The 17,787-nt window shown below is 52.3% G+C and carries 12 protein-coding genes; 4 read left to right on the top strand and 8 right to left on the bottom strand.

All coding sequences use genetic code 11. The features are described 5' to 3' along the window. Positions 1-300: 300 nt before the first annotated feature. Positions 301-804, top strand: a complete 504-nt coding sequence (locus tag SH668x_RS03590; protein ID WP_437187328.1) for a 3-hydroxyacyl-ACP dehydratase FabZ family protein — start codon at positions 301-303, stop codon at positions 802-804. Positions 805-869: 65 nt separating this feature from the next. Beyond that, complete coding sequence (locus tag SH668x_RS03585; protein WP_437187327.1) at positions 870-1,598, top strand: 3-keto-disaccharide hydrolase; 729 nt, start codon at positions 870-872, stop codon at positions 1,596-1,598. Between the two features lie 210 nt (positions 1,599-1,808). On the opposite strand, the gene SH668x_RS03580 is transcribed toward SH668x_RS03585, so the two are convergent. The 5 genes from SH668x_RS03580 to SH668x_RS03560 all read right to left on the bottom strand — a co-directional run bounded on the left by SH668x_RS03580 (position 1,809) and on the right by SH668x_RS03560 (position 9,552). Next, positions 1,809-3,014, bottom strand: a complete 1,206-nt coding sequence (locus tag SH668x_RS03580; protein ID WP_437187326.1) for an alpha/beta hydrolase — start codon at positions 3,012-3,014, stop codon at positions 1,809-1,811. A gap of 184 nt (positions 3,015-3,198) precedes the next feature. Further along, positions 3,199-4,662: a DUF1501 domain-containing protein gene (locus tag SH668x_RS03575; protein ID WP_437187325.1), complete on the bottom strand. Its 1,464-nt coding sequence runs from the start codon at positions 4,660-4,662 to the stop codon at positions 3,199-3,201. Positions 4,663-4,770: 108 nt separating this feature from the next. Then, entirely contained in the window at positions 4,771-7,986 is a 3,216-nt protein-coding gene (locus tag SH668x_RS03570; protein ID WP_437187324.1) for a DUF1553 domain-containing protein, read from the bottom strand. A gap of 489 nt (positions 7,987-8,475) precedes the next feature. Further along, positions 8,476-9,078 carry a transcriptional repressor LexA gene (gene lexA, locus SH668x_RS03565; protein WP_437187323.1) on the bottom strand — a complete coding sequence of 201 codons (603 nt, stop codon included), beginning with the start codon at positions 9,076-9,078 and terminating at the stop codon, positions 8,476-8,478. A 138-nt stretch (positions 9,079-9,216) separates the two neighbouring features. Next, positions 9,217-9,552, bottom strand: a complete 336-nt coding sequence (locus SH668x_RS03560; protein WP_437187322.1) for a hypothetical protein — start codon at positions 9,550-9,552, stop codon at positions 9,217-9,219. Between SH668x_RS03560 and SH668x_RS03555 the strand changes: the two genes are divergently transcribed. After that, positions 9,551-10,609, top strand: a complete 1,059-nt coding sequence (locus SH668x_RS03555) for a DUF1207 domain-containing protein (RefSeq protein ID WP_437187321.1) — start codon at positions 9,551-9,553, stop codon at positions 10,607-10,609. The genes SH668x_RS03560 and SH668x_RS03555 overlap by 2 nt on opposite strands. 88 nt (positions 10,610-10,697) lie before the next feature. Here the strand turns inward: SH668x_RS03555 and SH668x_RS03550 are convergent, their stop codons facing one another. Beyond that, positions 10,698-12,428: a GGDEF domain-containing protein gene (locus tag SH668x_RS03550; protein ID WP_437187320.1), complete on the bottom strand. Its 1,731-nt coding sequence runs from the start codon at positions 12,426-12,428 to the stop codon at positions 10,698-10,700. Between the two features lie 372 nt (positions 12,429-12,800). Between SH668x_RS03550 and SH668x_RS03545 the strand changes: the two genes are divergently transcribed. Beyond that, complete coding sequence (locus SH668x_RS03545; protein WP_437187319.1) at positions 12,801-15,833, top strand: response regulator; 3,033 nt, start codon at positions 12,801-12,803, stop codon at positions 15,831-15,833. A gap of 25 nt (positions 15,834-15,858) precedes the next feature. Here the strand turns inward: SH668x_RS03545 and SH668x_RS03540 are convergent, their stop codons facing one another. Next, positions 15,859-16,623 carry an SGNH/GDSL hydrolase family protein gene (locus SH668x_RS03540; RefSeq protein WP_437187318.1) on the bottom strand — a complete coding sequence of 255 codons (765 nt, stop codon included), beginning with the start codon at positions 16,621-16,623 and terminating at the stop codon, positions 15,859-15,861. Between the two features lie 118 nt (positions 16,624-16,741). Then, positions 16,742-17,554: a metallophosphoesterase gene (locus SH668x_RS03535; RefSeq protein ID WP_437187317.1), complete on the bottom strand. Its 813-nt coding sequence runs from the start codon at positions 17,552-17,554 to the stop codon at positions 16,742-16,744. Positions 17,555-17,787 lie beyond the last annotated feature (233 nt).

Below are 17,787 nucleotides of genomic sequence, written 5' to 3'. Positions count from 1 at the left end.
GGGGACGGCTGACAGCGAAATCGAGATCATCCTCCTGCTTTCTCACTGGCCCTCTGATGACTCGATGCACGACATCGGTGCAAAACGAGCACGTGACTGCAATACCGACATCAACACAGACCGATTTCTCCAGCCTGATCGGAGTTAAAAAACAGTCCAAAACTTTGTATCGTCATGCAATCGAGTGAACTGTCAAACGTGGTCACTGCAATCGCCCGCTGCGTTTCACAGAGTGACGTTGAGTACGACATCGACCACCGGAGTGCGTGGTCACGATCTTTATGAACGGAATCCAGACTGATGCCAGCTGAACCATTTTTCGACTACAAGAAGTTCAACTACGACAAACCGATGTTCACCCTGGATGACATTCGAAAAGTGAATCCACAGCGTCACGAGATGGAGCAACTCTCCGGGATTGTGCATGTCGACACGGCTCAGCATAGCTTGATCGGTTTCAAAGAAGTCACCGACGACGAATTCTGGATCAAAGGTCATATGCCCGGATTCCCGTTAATGCCGGGAGTGATGTTGTGTGAAGCCGCTGCTCAGCTCGCTGGCTTCTACGCTCGGAAATATGACATCCTCCACGCAGGAGACTACCTCGGGTTCGGCGGGATGACAGACGTTCGCTTCCGCGCCCCGGTCTATCCCGGATGCCGGCTGATCATCATGGCCCGCGTGACCAAGTATAAAGAACGTCGCATGGCTCACTTCGAGTTCCAGGGATACGTGAACGACAAGCAGGTTTACAACGGTGAAATGATTGGCGTCCCCATCAGCCGCGACAAAGAAGCCCGATAGTCTGCCCCAATGACCTTCCGCGGCGATTCCTCTGCCGTGATCCCCTTCCGTTTTGAAAGTGCAAGATGATGAAATTACTTCAAGCCGCGAGCTGCGCCATTTGTCTCTTCACCGCAGCATTCTGTTACGGTGAAGAAGAAAACCCAGCGTTCCCAAAGGCATTCGTTGACGGAAATGGACCGGGCTGGCGTCAGCTGACACTTGATGACTTCGACCACGTTAACGGCGAAGCCGACACATGGTTTATGAAGGACGGGATGATCTGCACGACAGGAAAGCCGGTCGGAGTGATCCGTTCCAAGAAGAAAATCACCAACGTTGAGATTGTTGGGGAATGGCGTCACCTCGAGTACGCAGGCAATTCTGGCATCTTTCTATGGGCTCCCGACCAGGCATTTGACGGTATCAAGCCGGGCCAGCTTCCCACCGGCGGAATCGAAGTCCAAATCCTTGATCTTGGATACGCTGAGCGATATCTGAAAGAAACCGGCAAAGTCTCAGACTGGTTCACCAGCCAGGGCGACGTCTTCCCAGTCGGTTCTTCGAAGATGACTCCTTTCGAGCCTGTCGCTCCAACAGGTGTTCGCAGCTTTCCTCGCAAAGAGCTAACCAAAGGTCACGGCAACTGGAACCATTATTATGTCCGCGCGATCAACGGAGAGGTTCGTCTGTGGGTGAATGGCGAAGAGGTCTCCGGCGGCAACAATTGTGAGCCAGCAACCGGTTTCATGTGCCTCGAAGCAGAGGGAGCCCCAGTTGAGTTCCGCAATCTGCGCATCCGCGAACTCCCATAGTTCGTCCGGTTTCCAAAAGTTGTAGACAAACAAAAACGGCACGAAAGTCTCGCTTTCGTGCCGTTACTTTTTTCTCCACGGAACGTTCTGCCGCCCACCGCCTTCGCTGCTTACCGAGAGACCCGCACCCAGTCAGGAACTGGCAGACGAGATCTATGGCTCGAAAACGCTCTACTGCACACAGGCCATGTGCAGTTCGATTGGTAATCTTCAATCTCTCTTGAGCAAATCAAAGTTGAGCTCGTTCCCTCCCTCGCTCACTTGTATCGTCAGCGGGGCCTGTTCGTCTGAACCGGTCAGATAGAGAACATCTTCAATCGTCGGATAAGGAACGACACTTCCGAGTGAGACGACGCTCACCCGATGCTCTCCCACCGCCAGTCCATTCGAAGGATGAAATCCGAACCCACCGTTGCTAATCATCGCAAAAGAGGTTGGTGCAGTTGGATCTTTTGGGAGGAAGGAGATTGCTCCCCAGCGAAGTGGCTCGCCATTCAATGAAACTTTCCCGCTCGCCCCTGCTCGTTTCACAGGATTCAGAAACCCGTTGACCTTCAGCCAGTCATGCAGGCGATCGGTCCAAGTCGATAACACAGGATCGTTTGGCGCAAGTCCCACACCGTGCGGTCCGTTCTGATAGACATGCAATTCGGCTGGCACCTTATTTTTTCTTAATGCAAGATAGTACGCAATCGCGTTTTCCGCAGGAACACCCGGATCTTCATCTGTCTGGAAGATGAACGTCGGTGGGGTTTCTTTCGTCACCTGAGTTTCGTTTGAAAGAGACTCCACAAGTGCTGGATCTGGACTTTCACCCAACAGATTTCGTCGTGATCCACCGTGGGAAAAGGACTCTTTCAGGGAAATGACCGGGTAACAGAGAATGCTGAAATTCGGTCGACTGCTCTGCTTTGCAATCGGATCAGCACTTGCGGAATCACCGGCGTCGAAGTGAGTCGAAACAGTCGAAGCAAGATGTCCCCCGGCCGAAAATCCCATGATCCCAACCCGATTCGGGTCGATTTTGAGTTCTTCAGCGTGAGCCCGGACGTAGCGAATTCCCCGCTGCGCATCCTGCAGAGGAGCAGGATGGTTGTACTTCGGTCCGAGTCGATAATTCACCACCGCAGCGCTGACTCCAATTCGGTTCAGCCATTTCGCGACCTGATGTCCTTCGTGGTCGACCGCCAATGCGCCATATCCTCCTCCCGGAAGGACCACCACCATTGCGCCCGTCGATGTCGCAGCATCTGCAGGATAAATTCGAATGACAGGGACATCCTCTTTCTCGGTCCCTTTTGCATCCGGTGCGCCATCAGCCCAAAGCGGAATTGGCTCAGGTCCAGCGGCCATCGTAGTAGCACTCATCACGGTAAATAGTGACAGAAAGCTCAGGAATCCCAACAGACGATTCATCCTGCATCCCTATCTTGAGGATCGATTTTCGGTGTACGTCGCAGTGCCTGTCTGACGAAATGTCAATCAAACAACCGCTGATCTTTTATAACCGATCCTCAGGTTCACAGCACCCAATAGAACAAAAAGAGCCTGCTATGCGATGTGCATAGCAGGCTCGAAAACTTCCAAAATTGTGATCACCCTAAGCGATCAACTCTTTCACAACATGAGCTGGCAAAACTCCTGTCAGCCGCTGATCGAGTCCCTGATACTTGTAGGTCATTCGTTCGTGGTCATATCCCATCAGATGCAGAACCGTTGCGTGGAAGTCACGAACGTTCACAGGGTCTCTCACGATGTTGTAGGAGAAATCGTCGGTTTCCCCATGGATGTGTCCAGCATTAGTTCCCCCGCCAGCCATCCACATTGTGAAGCACCGCGGATGATGGTCTCGGCCGTAGTTTTCTTTCGACAGGCCCCCTTGTGAGTAGACTGTTCGTCCGAATTCACCTCCCCAGATCACGAGCGTTTCGTCCAGAAGACCCCGTTGCCGAAGATCCTGAATCAACGCGTAGCATGGCTGGTCGACGTCGAACGCCTGGTCAGGTAGACGTCCGGCCGCATTGCCGTGGGTATCCCAGTTATTGTGATAAATCTGGACAAAGCGGACTCCCCGTTCAACCATACGGCGCGCGAGGACCAGCGTATTCGCAAACATTCCCGGCTTCTTCGCTTCTTCTCCGTACAACTTGTAAGTTGCTTCAGATTCTTGCGAAAGATCCGACAGTTCAGGGACACTCGACTGCATCCGGTACGCCAACTCGTACTGTTCGATGCGAGTCCGTGTCTCAGCGTCGCCGATATTCTCGTAATTGATTTCATTCAAGGCACGCAGACCATTCAAGGTCTCGCGACGCACTGAACTCGCCACTCCCGGAGGATTGTTGATGTAGAGAATCGGATCACCGCTGGTTCGCAGCGACGTCGCAGCATGCTCACCAGACAAGTACCCCGATGACCAGAGGCGACCAGAGATCGCCTGATTCTGTTCATTGTTTGTGGACTTCGCCACCATCACGACAAACGTCGGAAGATTGTCGTTTAAGCTTCCTAAGCCATAGCTTGCCCATGACCCCAGGCAAGGTCGACCACTCACCTGATTCCCTGTCTGCATGAGACAGATCGCTGGCTCGTGATTGATTGCCTCGGTGTTCATGCTGCGAATGAAGGTCACTTCATCAGTCATCTTCTTCATGTACGGCATGAGCTCGGAGACCCACATCCCGTTCTGTCCAACCTGCTCAAACTTGAACTTCGAGGGAGCAATCGGAAAGCGAGACTGGCCTGAAGTCATCGTTGTAAGACGTTGCCCGTTTCGAATGGACTCAGGCAGATCTTTGTCGTACCAGTCCATCAGGCCGGGTTTGTAGTCATAGAAATCAAGCTGCGAAGGTCCGCCCACCATGTGCAGGTAGATAATGTTCTTGACCTTAGCAGGAAAATGCAGCGGGATTTGTCCCTTGAATTCTGGCGACGCGGGAGCGGTGCTGCCGAATCCATTTTTTGCTGCCAGTGTTGCGAGGGCTGCTCCTCCGAGCAGATGGCCCCCTGCTCCAAAGAAATGCCGACGAGTCATATTCAGTTTGAATTGATCAAACGGATTCATTTGTCTTCTCCAATGTCTGCGAGTACTGGAGCCGCCTTTGTTTTCTACGTGAAATCCAAAGGCGGCTTAGCTGCGATTGATGCAAAATCAACGAAAGTCAAACAAAAGTTATTTGTTCAAAACTTCGTCGAGATTCATCAATTCATTCGTCAACATGGTCCAGGCTGCGAGTTCTTCGGGAGCTAACTTTTCATCAGCTTTCGACTCCCCGACCGCAATCAAAAGTTTCGCGTCTTCGAGATGATCGTCGAAATGTTTCTGCAATTGCTCCAACGAGCTACTAACGATTTCCAACTCGCGAGCTTGCAACTCGCGACTGAGAAGTCTCTTGCTGATGAACTGAATTCTCGCATCGCGATCGGTCTCGTTCGATTGCAACGCGGTTTGAGCCAGCACTCGGGCAGCTTCGACATACTGCTCGTCATTGAGAGTCACCAGAGCCTGCAATGGAGTGTTTGTGCGCTCTCGTCGAACAACACAAAACTCGCGATTCGGCGCATTAAAGATCTCGAGAGATGCGGGTGGAGCCATGCGTTTTACGAACGAATACAAACTGCGGCGATACAGAGACTCTCCTGAGTCCCGCCGGTAGTTTCGCGTTGTACTTCCGTCCATCCCGACGACTTCCCAGATCCCATCGGGCTGGTAGGGCTTCAGGCTCGGTCCTCCAATTTTGTGAACCATGACACCACTGGCAGCGAGAGCGTAATCTCGAACCATCTCCGCATCCATTCGAAAACGTGGACCACGAGCCAACAAGCGATTGTCTGGATCTCGTTCTCGCAACTCCGATGTAATGACAGCAGACTGACGATAAGTATGTGACATCACGATCTGCTTGAAGAGTCGTTTCACATCCCAGCCAGACTCAATGAAATCGATCGCCATCCAGTCAAGCAGCGCCTGATTCGATGGGAGTTCCCCCATGATTCCGAAGTCGCCACTAGACCTGACGATCCCGGTCCCAAAGACTTCCTGCCAGAAGCGATTCACCGTGACACGAGAAGTCAGCGGCTGCTCAGGCAGCAGAAGCCATTTCGCGAAGCCGAGTCGGTTCCGCGGGAGGTCTTCCGGAAACGCTGGAAGCACCGCAGGAGTATTCGGCTTCACTTCAGTCGTCCGACGATCATACTCACCTCGATCGAGGATGTAAGCAACCGGCATCTCCGGCTTTTCGTTCATCACATGTGCAACGGAGCCGCGAGCTTTGATCGCATTGATCTGTGCATCAACCTCTCGATCGAAGGCAACTGCCGTTTGATAAGGTTGGTCCCGATTATCGAGCCACCAGTCGAAGACTCGCTTCTTCTCATCTTCCGTTCGCTGCCCCGCATCTTTTTCCAGAATCGCAGCCAGAGTGGACAGGCCTCCCAAGGATTCCGACTCAGCCTGGGTCAACGATCGTGAATAAATTCGAATATCATTCACTGCGAGTCCAGACACGAGCGAATCTGCATTCCTCTGACCGATCTTAAATGGAACGGTCGTGCGAATATCTCCTGAAAGTGCGTCAGCCTGTACAGAGTTCTTTTGCAGTTCTCCATTCACGAAGATCTTCACCCCGGACGCCTGCTTAGACCCGTCATAAGTGTAGGCGACATGCACCCACTCATTCGCGGGGATCTGTTTTTCACTAACGACTTTCAGAGCATTCGAACTCCACTCGTTGATGATGTGGCAGCCAACTCGGCGCCCTTCCATCCAGAAGTCCCAACCGCGGAAGTTATTCCCGGTGTCCATTCTTGCGACGATTGCACCACCGCCATCGTTCGCTGGCGTTTTCACCCACGCAGAGACGCTGAACGCATCCCCTGCCCCGAAATCACCGACATTGTCGAGTGTTGCGAGAGCAGTCGTATTCACGACAGCGGCCTGACTTCCAGCAAATCCAGTCGTCCACTGAGCGTTTGGATCCAGCTCGATTTCGGTGGACTCACCGAGAATCGAAACGGTGGCGTGTGACGCCTGGTTATCGAATTTCCCATAAAACGCGAGCTGATCAGTGGGAATCGTTTGACTGAACTCGGCAGGGTCAGCAGTTGCAAGCCATTCCTCAAAGAGTGGTCGAGCGGCATCACGACGACTTGCCACTGCCGCTGCCGACTGAACCTTGCTTTCATTACTCTCAATCCATGCTGTCCGATCCCCTTCGAGAGGAACGAAGATCACGGGAGGAGTATCCTTGATATTCCCGTCCATTGCAGACTGCGTCGTGTTATTGAAAAACGCAGCGAGTTCGTAGAACTCCTGATGAGAAATCGGGTCAAATTTGTGTGTGTGACAGACGGCGCACCCCGCTGTCAGTCCCATCCAGACCTGAGCCGTGGTGTCGGTTCGATCGCGAGTGTAAAGAACCAAATACTCTTCGTTGATCGCTCCCCCCTCATTCGTCGTCATATTGCAACGATTGAAGCCAGAGGCAATCTGTTGATCCAGCGTCGCGTTCGGCAAAAGATCGCCAGCCAGATTCTCAATCGTAAATTGAGAGTAAGGCATGTTCTGATTAAACGCGCCGACGACCCAGTCACGGTACGTCCACATCTCTCGATAATTATCGAAGTGAATTCCGTGGGAGTCTGCGTAACGGGCGTAATCCAACCAATAGCGACCGCGATGTTCCCCCCAGGCAGGTGAACTCAGAAAACGATCGACGAACTTTTCATAAGCATCGGGCGACTGATCATTCACGAATTCTTCGACCACTTCAGGGGTCGGAGGAAGTCCAGTCAAATCGAGACTTAACCGACGAATCAATGTGCGGCGGTCAGCTTCGGGTGACGGAGCCAGCCCCGCTTCTTCAATGTGCTTGAAGACGAACTGGTCAATCGGATTCTTGACCAGATCCTGATGCTGAACTTGCGGGGGCGTCATTTTCACTGGAGTAATGAACGACCAATGCAGTTCATACTCCGCACCCTGTTCAATCCATCTCTTCAGAGTTTGCTTTTGTTCCTCAGTGAGTGTCTTTTTTGTTTCTGCTGGAGGCATGACCGATTCATGATCAGTGGTCATGACGCGGGCAATCAACTCGCTCAAGTCTGGATGTCCGGGATCAATCGCAGACATCGCGATTGCAGCGTCTCTTTGGTCGAGTCGGAGATCCGCCTTACGAGAAGCACTATCGGCTCCGTGACAACTGAAACAATTCTCCGCCAGAATTGGCCGAATGTCCTTGTTGTAACTCAGAGGCTTGTCGTCAGACGCCAAACTAAATTGAGAGAGGACTGACACCGCAGCGACGACTCCCATTGATCGCAACAAGCTATGGGATAAAAAACGAGAGGCTGCTACGTGGATGCTGAAAACAGAGGAGGAGTGCGTCATGAAATCGCGTTCCTTAACATTTCTCCGGACGTCACATTGCACAGTCGAACTCGATTGAAACGATTTCAATGAGTCGATCTGCCCGAAGGTGATCCTTCAAATGGATACCGCTGAACCGACACCTGGAGCTCGTTACTGAATGAGAATTCAGCGAAAAAGAGAGCGAGGAATTCCAACAGTCCCGGCGAGCAATCGGTGCAAAAGCACCTAATTCAATCACCGAAACGAAACGCCTGGTGACGGGTGGCTGAGGACTCAGTGCTCATCGCTCAGCTCAAATCGGAGGGCACAGTGCGGCACGATCTAGTTTCACTAGGCGGTGCGTTGCCCTCTTTGAGAGTCAAGCACCGCAACCAATGAAGACAATTTGATCTTATGATCCGAAGCTGGAAGTGTCCACAGAGAAACTATTCCTCAAGCCGCGGCGGAACGGCGTGAGAAGAAACTCTTTATCAAATGGACCGAATCGGAGAGAGTGATTCCGGCAATTTAATACCGACGAATCACGCTCTGCAACACGCCCAATACTTCAACATTCTCGCTGTAAATAGTTTTCATGGAGGAGTTTGCGGGCTCTAGTCGAAACCGGCCATCTTCTCGATAAAAACGCTTCAGCGTCGCATCTTCACCGTCTACAAGAGCGGCGACAATCTCGCCATCTCGAGCAGTGGACTGACGACGAATGACTGCAAAGTCACCATCAGCGATGTGATCCTCGATCATGGAGTCGCCGCGGACTCGCAAACAGAAGAGTTCCTCGTCGTCAAACAGGTCACCAAACTCGACTCGCTCACTCTGCTCGACTGCCAGAACAGGCACACCGGCAGCAATCTGCCCTGCAAATGGAAGGCTCGTTTTACCGCGATGAATGGATTCGTTGAGCTGGATCGCTCGCGACATATTTGACTCGCGAGTAATCAACCCTTTCTTCTCGAGCGCCTTCAGATGACACATCACCCCATTGGGAGACTTAATCCCAAAGTGCAAACCGATTTCTCGCACAGTCGGACCGTAACCTCGATTCACAATCCTGTCTTTCAGGAACTCGTAAATCAGATGTTGACGTTTTGTGAGCTTGTTCTGTTCGGTCATCTCTCAGCTCCTTTCACCGATGCGATGCAGAATTTGCATTTCCGGGTGGACATTCGATTCACATAGGACTGAATGTTCACAATATACTGATGTGCATTGATCATGTGTACCCTATTCCAGCTTTTGCTCCAAGAATCTTCAACCTTTCCAGGCGATCTCTTCGCCAAAAACAACAAAACCCCCTCCCTCGGAATATTCAGCACATCCGGCCACGTAATCAGAAATCGTCGTCACATCAGATCCGTTACCCGCGGATTTCACAGAAGAACCGGACGATAGAAACGTCGCAACAGACGGAAACACTCCCTTCGTTGCATACGTCACAAAGAGCACAACACTGCTCGCATCCAAACCGCTGCATAAGAGAATGGGCAGCGCTGCTGGTTTTGCTGCGCCCTGGCGCGGAGCATCTTCGGCAGATTCCCTGACTCTTATCGAGCGTGACCTCTGTTGAATGAGGCGATCAGATTTCATGCGCCCGAAATCACAATTACTTCATCTGAGTCTTCTCGCTCTCGTCATCCTGACGACAGGGCCGATCGCTATCGCTAGCGACTGGATCGACTCGAATTTCGAGATTCCAAGCTCCGGTATCGTTCTCGCGTCCGCAGAAAGCCCAATTGACTTCACCGACTCGAATTACGCAACGATTCAACAGTCGAATTTCGATGCATTGGAGATGCCCTCGGAAGAGCCGGTAATCACGTGGGAAGAACTTCCTCAGGCCTCAAACGGGCACACGACGACCTATTTCGACAATGTCAGTACCTATGCGTGGCAGGTCATGCCGCAAGGTCTCCTTTACCATTCCTATCTCGCAGGCACACGAGAACCTCGCACTCAGGCAACTTGGCTTTGGGATCGAGATCGCGGACTCGTCTGGGAAGCTGCAGTCGGGGGCAGATTTGGAGTTCTTCGCCACGGAACCTTCGGTCCGGATGGAGAAGGCTTTCAGTTGGACGTCGAAGGTGCTGCCCTCGTCCGAATCGATCCCGAACAGGAATCTGATCTCGAAGCTGCAGACTTTAGAGCGGGTTTTGTCGGGACATGGAAGAAAGGACAATGGCGCTGGAAAGCCGGATACTCCCATGTGAGTTCCCATGTCGGAGATGAGTATCTGATTCGAAATCCCACTTTTGTGCGTGACAACTACGTTCGCGACTCATTGCTGGTCGGGGTCACATATGACTTCAACCCGAAACTCCAGGGTTACGGGGAATTCGCTTACGCGGTCGGAGCTGGAGGATTGGCAGAGCCAGTTGAGTTGCAATTCGGTGTTCAGTACGCCCCCGCTCTGTTCGTCGACACCGGCCTCCGCGGGGCTCCATTCGCCGCAATCCATGGACACTTGCGACAAGAGTTCAACTTTAGCGGAAGCGTAAATGCTGAAGCAGGTTGGGCTTGGCGCGGCGGCCAAACCAATCACCTCTTCCGACTAGGGGTACAACACTACAACGGTCACTCGATGCAGTGGTCCTTCGGAAACCGATATGAATCGATGACCGGGATGGGGATCTGGTTCGACTTCTAGCACCTGTCTCAGCAGACTCGGCGGAAGTGTGCACATCGCACTGTTTTGGAATTTCGAACGGTGCGAACGCGCCAATGAGGTCCATTTCTTAAGATGCGAACTCATTCGGAATATTCAACAAGACCTGCTTCTTATCGTCCGATGAGTTCTGATCCGGAGCGACCACAACGCAGTTTCGCCCGCCGTTCTTGGCAGCGTACAATGCAATGTCGGCTGCTTTGATCATCATCTCTGGATGCAGGTCAGTTTCCTGCCGGGTCGCAACGCCAATCGATCCCGTAATGCCGAAATGTCCGTTGTCATATTTCTGGCGTCTCAGCTCGAGAGCGCAACGGATCTCTTCAGCGATTCTCTCTGCACCTGCCAACCCCACTTCGGGCAACAGGACAGCGAACTCTTCTCCTCCGTATCGCGCCACGAGGCTGGAGTCATTCGATCTGATCTGACGAACGACATGCGAGATCGTGGTGGCGACGCTTTTGATTACCTCATCCCCGACCTGATGCCCGTAGGTATCATTCACGAGTTTGAAATGATCGATATCGATCAGGAGCAAGCTGCAGGTAAAGTCTGCCCCGTGACTCGCTCGGAAGCGTTTCTCAATCTCGGCATCAAACGTTTGACGATTCGCCACTCGCGTCAGGCCATCGTATCTCGCACGTTCTTCGATCTGCTCTCGGAGGACTGCTTTTCTGAAGGTGTGCGGTACGAATCCAGCTGCCCATCTCACCAAGTCTTCTTTGAGAGAACTATGTGTGACTTTCGATCGATTGCTAAGAATCACAACGATGTCCCCTGCACCGCTTTCCCGGCTCTCGCAGCGGTCGGCAATCAGACAGGTTTGTAATCTCAGCGATCCCGTTTGACACGTACCAGAGTGGTCCGTCCAGTAGAGTTCGGACTGTGAATTTCCTCGATGAGCAAGCTGCTGACGTTCAGCCTCTTTCCAGAGTAAATCGTCTTCATAAGTCACTGAGATCCCGCCACTCGCCAGTCGCATCAACGTCCCCTTTTCAGGAGATTCGACTTGAAAAATGGTGGCACGTTCAAAGTCACACAAGCTGGCGAGGCGACAAAGAAACTCCTGCAGCATTGCATGAGGCGAATCAAACTCGCTGTCCGTCAACGTTCGCAACGTCAACATATCGCGAATGAGATCGATTTCCTGTTCCGAAATAGCATTGGCCCCCGCAGAATGGTCAGCGGATTCAAATTTCAGAGTTCTGCTCAGGTTCGCAAGGAGGACTCGATCCGCGACTGCGTCGCCAGACAGATCCGGAACGTGCGACATGCACAACAGGTAGCCGTCAGACCGTTTCGTTCCGCAAGGAAAGACGTGGATTTCTCGAATGGAGCTTGATGGGGCTCCTGGAGCCAGAATGAATTCCTGCCGACGAGTAGAGAGTCGAGGCGTCGTTTGCTGTTCCAACCGGGATTTTCCGGCCTTCGTGATTTCAAGAGTGATCCGAGATTGATGGGCCTGCGAGTTTTGAGCAACGACCTCACCTGCCGGATTCAGAATCCATGCATAATACTTCGATCCGGCAGGGACGGCTCCATCAAGGAGCAGCATCACATGCCGTGGCGTCCCCGATTCATCTGAAAGGCTCGAAATCCACCTGAGTTCGAACTGGTGGGCTGCGTTGCGACGAGACAGCTCTACGATCCGCTGTTGGCGCGCAAGTTCCACTGACCGGATTTGTTCTAATTCCAGCAGTCGACGATGAATACTCTGGCGTCCTGTCCAAAACACGCAAAGATTCATAATGATTAACGTCAGACAGGCGATGAACCCGCTGATGAAAAACGCTTCAAACATTTGAGTTCCAACAAGTGGAGTTGCAGAACTGTCTCTTATGGGCCGGCGATTTCCGACTTATGAACCATCACCCCCAAGATCATCAAGACGAATCCCTTATATCTTGGTAATGTTAGGCTCCGGCTGGTAACGGTGGTGTCGAATTTACCGAACTTCCTAGGGATTGCCTCGAACATCATGTACCAACCTTGCAAATCTAATACAGTTTCTCCTGTCGCGTTTACTGTAGGGCTGGCAATTTGTGTTTTTGCGGCAAGTTTTATTCTTCCAAACGGAACATCCTGTGGACTGCTGTATATCGCAGTTCTCGTTCTCGCAGTAGAGACCCGCTCCCACTCACTGCTTAAATGGATTACATCAGCTATAACACTTATGCTGATTGCCAGTTTTCTCTGGAGACTCCCCACGCTGGGTGAGGCGTTCAATACGGAACTGAGCAACTTCGTATTAGCATTGATGACAATTTGGTTCATGGCTTTCTTCGGCGCGCAAGCGAATTTGAAAAACGCCGATGCGATGGCTCTGAACGCTTCGCTCGATGAACGAGTTCGCAGCAGCACCAGTGAACTTCGACAGGTCGTCGAGGAGCTTCAACTCGAAGTATCTCGACGAGAACGCGCACAGACGGATCTCGAATTTCAAAACATGCTGCTCGATGGTCTGATGGATGCTGTTCCAGACAACATCTACTTCAAAAACCCTCAAGGACAATACATTCGCATTAACAAGGCCAAAGCGATTTCGTCTGGATTGAATTCTCCCGACGAAGCGATCGGTACAACGGATTTCGACTATTTCCAGCCAGAACATGCGATGGCTGCTCTGCAGCAGGAAGAGGAGATTATCCGAACCGGAAAGTCCCTGATCGAGCATATCGAGACGCTCATCTGGCCAGACGGGCGCATTTCGAGATTCTCTGCGACGAAAGTTCGCCTGCAACGCGCCGATGGCAATGTGATCGGAACGTTGGGAATCTCTCGCGACATTACCATTCAGCATGAAATGTCTCAGGCTCTGCACATTGAGCGGGACCGCTTACGAACGTTGATCGACCACCTTCCAGATTACGTGTTCATCAAAGACACGAACTGCTGCTTCGTGACGGTGAACCGCGCCCAACTTGACATGTACGGTTGCACGTCGGAAGACGAGATCATCGGGAAGTCTGATTACGACTTCGTCTCGGATGAACTGGCGGACGCCTATCGGAAAGACGACCTGGAGGTCATTCTGCACGGCCGCCCGATGATTAATCGGGAAGAGCACATTATCACTCCCACCAACGAAATTCATTGGGGATTGACGACGAAGGTGCCAGTGCGTGGTCCGAACGGCGACATCATCGGATTGGTTGGAATTGCCCGTGACATCACCAAACGCAAGCAAGCTGAACAGGATCTCAAAGCTGCCAAGGAAGCTGCAGAAGTCGCCAACCGTGCCAAGAGCGAATTTCTGGCAAACATGAGTCACGAAATTCGGACACCGATGAACGCCATCATCGGGATGTCTGAACTGATTCTGGACACCATGCTGACTGCTCTACAGCGGGATTACATCGAGACAGTTCTGACTTCAGCAGAGTCGTTGATGGGGATCATCAATGACATTCTCGACTTCTCGAAAATTGAGTCCGGCCGACTGGAACTGGATCCGACGAAGTTCGACATCCGCGATTGGCTAGAAGATTCCATCAAACCATTGGCACTCCGGGCTCAGGCGAAGCATCTGGAACTGGCATGCCACATTGCACCAAACGTCCCGCGGTCCATTTTTGCCGACGCTCTTCGCTTGCGGCAGATCGTGGTGAATCTGATTGGCAACGCAATCAAGTTCACCAAAGTTGGTGAGATCGTTGTTGATGTTCAATGTGATGCCATCACCGAAAAAGAGGTGACATTGCACATTCAGGTCTCGGACACCGGAATCGGAATTACTCCGGAACAACAGGGGAGAATCTTCGAAGCCTTCGAACAAGCGGATATGTCGACGACACGCGATTATGGAGGGACAGGTCTCGGACTGGCAATCTCGACCCGCCTCGTTTCGCTCATGAACGGCAGATTATGGGTCGCCAGTGAAATCGGCCGTGGAAGTACATTTCATATTGAAGTGACCTTCCCAAGAGTCACCGGAGATGAATCGGGACAACGGGACTCCAATGAAACTCCTTTTGCCGGGATGCGTGTACTCCTCGTGGATGACTTTGCCACGAACCGGAGAATACTGGATGAAATGTGTTCGAATTGGGGAATGATTCCGACGGTTGCCTCATCAGTCGCTGAAGCGACCGCCGAGTTGGAACAAGCACATCAGACGGGGACGCCCTATCAAATTGTCATCATCGACAGTTCAATGCCCGATGCCGATGGTTTTGTGCTTGCTCGAAGAATTCAGAATTCCGATTACGAATCACCGCTCGTGATCATGATGCTGAGTGCGTACGAAAGAGCCTCTGAGCTAGAGAAATGCGAACAGCATGGAGTCCGGTCCTATCTTGTGAAGCCGATCAAGCAGTCTGACCTATCTGATGCGATTGCTTCGGCACTCGACCTGTCTGTGAAACACGATGATCAGCAAAAGAATCAGACTCCGAAGATTCCGGAAAGCCCTCCGCTGAACATTCTTCTCGCTGAGGACAGCCTTGCCAATCGCAAACTGGCCATCGGATTGTTAAATCGATGGGGACATTCCATCAGCGTTGCGACAAACGGACTGGAGGCGGTTCAGGCGGCGAAGGAGCAGCGGTTTGACGTGATCCTCATGGATGTTCAAATGCCGGAGATGGATGGAATTGAAGCGACGCGGACGATTCGGGAATATCAGTCCGAATACCAGCAGCCTCCGACTCCGATCGTTGCAATGACCGCGCACGCGATGAAGGGAGATCGGGAACTCTGTCTGGCATCTGGAATGGATCAGTATCTCTCCAAGCCGATTCGCCCGTTTGATCTGGCAACGGTCCTCGCTTCCATTTCCCCGGTGAAAAATTCTAAAGCGGAAGAAGAAGCTCTGCCCGAAAGTGTGAACATCGCGGAAGCCGACAAACAGCTCACGCCTCGACAGGAACCAGAATTCATCTGGTCCGTTCTTTTAGAACATGCCCAGCACGACGAAGACCTTGCGAGAGACGTCGCCATGGCGTACCTCGAAGAGATTCCTGTTCTGTGGCAAAAGATGACGAAAGCCATTGCGGAGCAGGATTCAGCAACCAGCCGACTGCATGCCCACACAATCAAGGGGGGCTTGCGGACGCTGGGGGCTCCCGCTGAAAAACTGGCGCATGAACTAGAGCTGGCCACACTGGACTCAAACTGGGAATTGTGCGGCCAGCTGACAAAAAATCTGAGCGAACATCTGGATCGAATTGCATCAGAAGTCCGCAGCAACTTACAGGCGAATCTCTGAAATCGCTGCGGACTCAGATCAATTTCTACTTCTTCGCATGAGCGACTGCTCGAACCCATTCATGGGCCATCAGAGCAGAGCCAAACGGACTCGGGTGAACTCCGTCCCCTGCCCAGTGTTTTGCTTCGGCAAAGGAGATGGCATTGTCGAAATGCGACTGGAACGGAACGAACACAGCTTTGAATTCTTCTGCAATCTTTTTAGCCACTTCGCGGTAACCATCGAATTCTGGGAACCACGAGTCGTCGACCGCTCCGGATTTCAGTACAAAGGGTTCGCAGATGACCAGCTTAAGATCCGGAAGCTGATCGAAAGTGCGTTTCAGCAGTTCGCGGTAACCTGTCTCGTAAGATTCGAGTGTTCCCTGGTAATTTCCGTTCCGCTTGTGCCAGATATCGTTCACTCCGATCAGGATGCTCAGTACGTCCGGCTTCAGAGCCAAGCAGTCGGCATCCCACCGCGCAGCAAGGTCTGGAACCTTGTTACCACTGATCCCACGATTGAAGATTTTGAGTTCTGAATCTGCGTGGTCCACCAGCAGGTGAGCCGCTGCCATACTCGCGTATCCTCCACCCATCGTGGAAGCGATGTTCGGAGTCCCTGCAGTCTCTCTGCTCCGCCCCGCATCGGTAATTGAGTCTCCCTGAAAAAGGATGGTGCTTCCTGGCTGGATCAGCCCGTAATGGGATTCAGCAGCCAACGATGGCTGCGTTACAGCGAGACCGGCGGCGAGGGCTGATGTTCCTGTAACAAATGAAGTCGTCAGAAAATTGCGACGGGTCGTCGACATGTCTCATCCTCGATGGTGGGGACATTTGGAAAGGGGTCACTCACGAACTCGGAAACTCATTGTGATGAGATTCCCGAACGGAATCAATTTCGTCGATATGACAGCGTCCCCTGTCCCGTTACCAGAACCAGCCCCGCTTTTTCTTTGGGGCTGCGCCATCGTTGGTAGGCCAGACAGTAAACTCTGGAGCACGGTCGAGATCGGAATGAATGATTTGGTTTTCAGGGAGCAGGACGCAGCTCAAAGGACCGGACTCTCCACCAGTGGTGTCGATCAAGAGTCGTTTTGGGCCGAAAGTCACTTTGGGGACTCTGACATGCCCTGAAACCACAACGCTGGTGCAATCGCGCGGAGGGTTCTGAAACGTCAGGCTTTTCGAACAAAGCCATTGTGGACGAGTGAGTGTCAGGTCGCGATCCCTGAGAATGTCTCTCTGAAGCGCAAAAGGCGTGGATGGATCGAGTCCGGCGTGAACAAAGAAGTACTCAGGATGTTCGACGCACCAAGGGAGATCTGAGAGAAGATCCCGGTGTGCATCAGGCACAGCGTCTCTCAGTTCCGCAAGATTCGTATAATTCTGGACACCATATGAGCGAAATGTCGTTTGGCAACCGTAGTGGTCCAGCCAGCGATTGGCCCAGTCGCAGTACTCAGGCGTATCAACGAACTTCAAAGCCGCGGCCATCGCGTACTCGTGGTTTCCACAAACGACAGTGGTTCGTTCATGGTCACGGAGAGTTTCCAACACGAGTTCCATCGAACCTTGCGGATTCGGTCCACGATCGACCAGATCTCCAATAAAAACGATCCAGCGTCGTTCGTAATCCGGAAGTGCCTTGAGTTGTTGAAGAACACATTCCAACTGGTGCACTTGCCCATGAACATCGCCGATTACAGCAACCGGACCTGATATTTCCCGGGCTAATTCCACTGCGTGATCCTCGATTCATCGTTTCTGGAGAAAGGGGCGGCCCGACGGCTTCACAATAATAGAAGTCGGAAGTGAGAGATGGTAGTAGATCTCTGGAGGGTGGGGAGGATCGAGCGGCGCCTTCACTCATCATCGAGAATTTTTGTAACTTTTCCGACAGAATCCGCAGAAGATAGGAAGCCTGCGTTATTCAACGGCGTTCCACAAGCCTCAGAATCCCTAAAATTCGACTT

Origin of the sequence: Planctomicrobium mucosum, assembly GCF_051466335.1 — a bacterium.
Lineage (GTDB): Bacteria > Planctomycetota > Planctomycetia > Planctomycetales > Planctomycetaceae > Planctomicrobium.
This window is presented reverse-complemented; position numbering and strand designations above follow the sequence as displayed.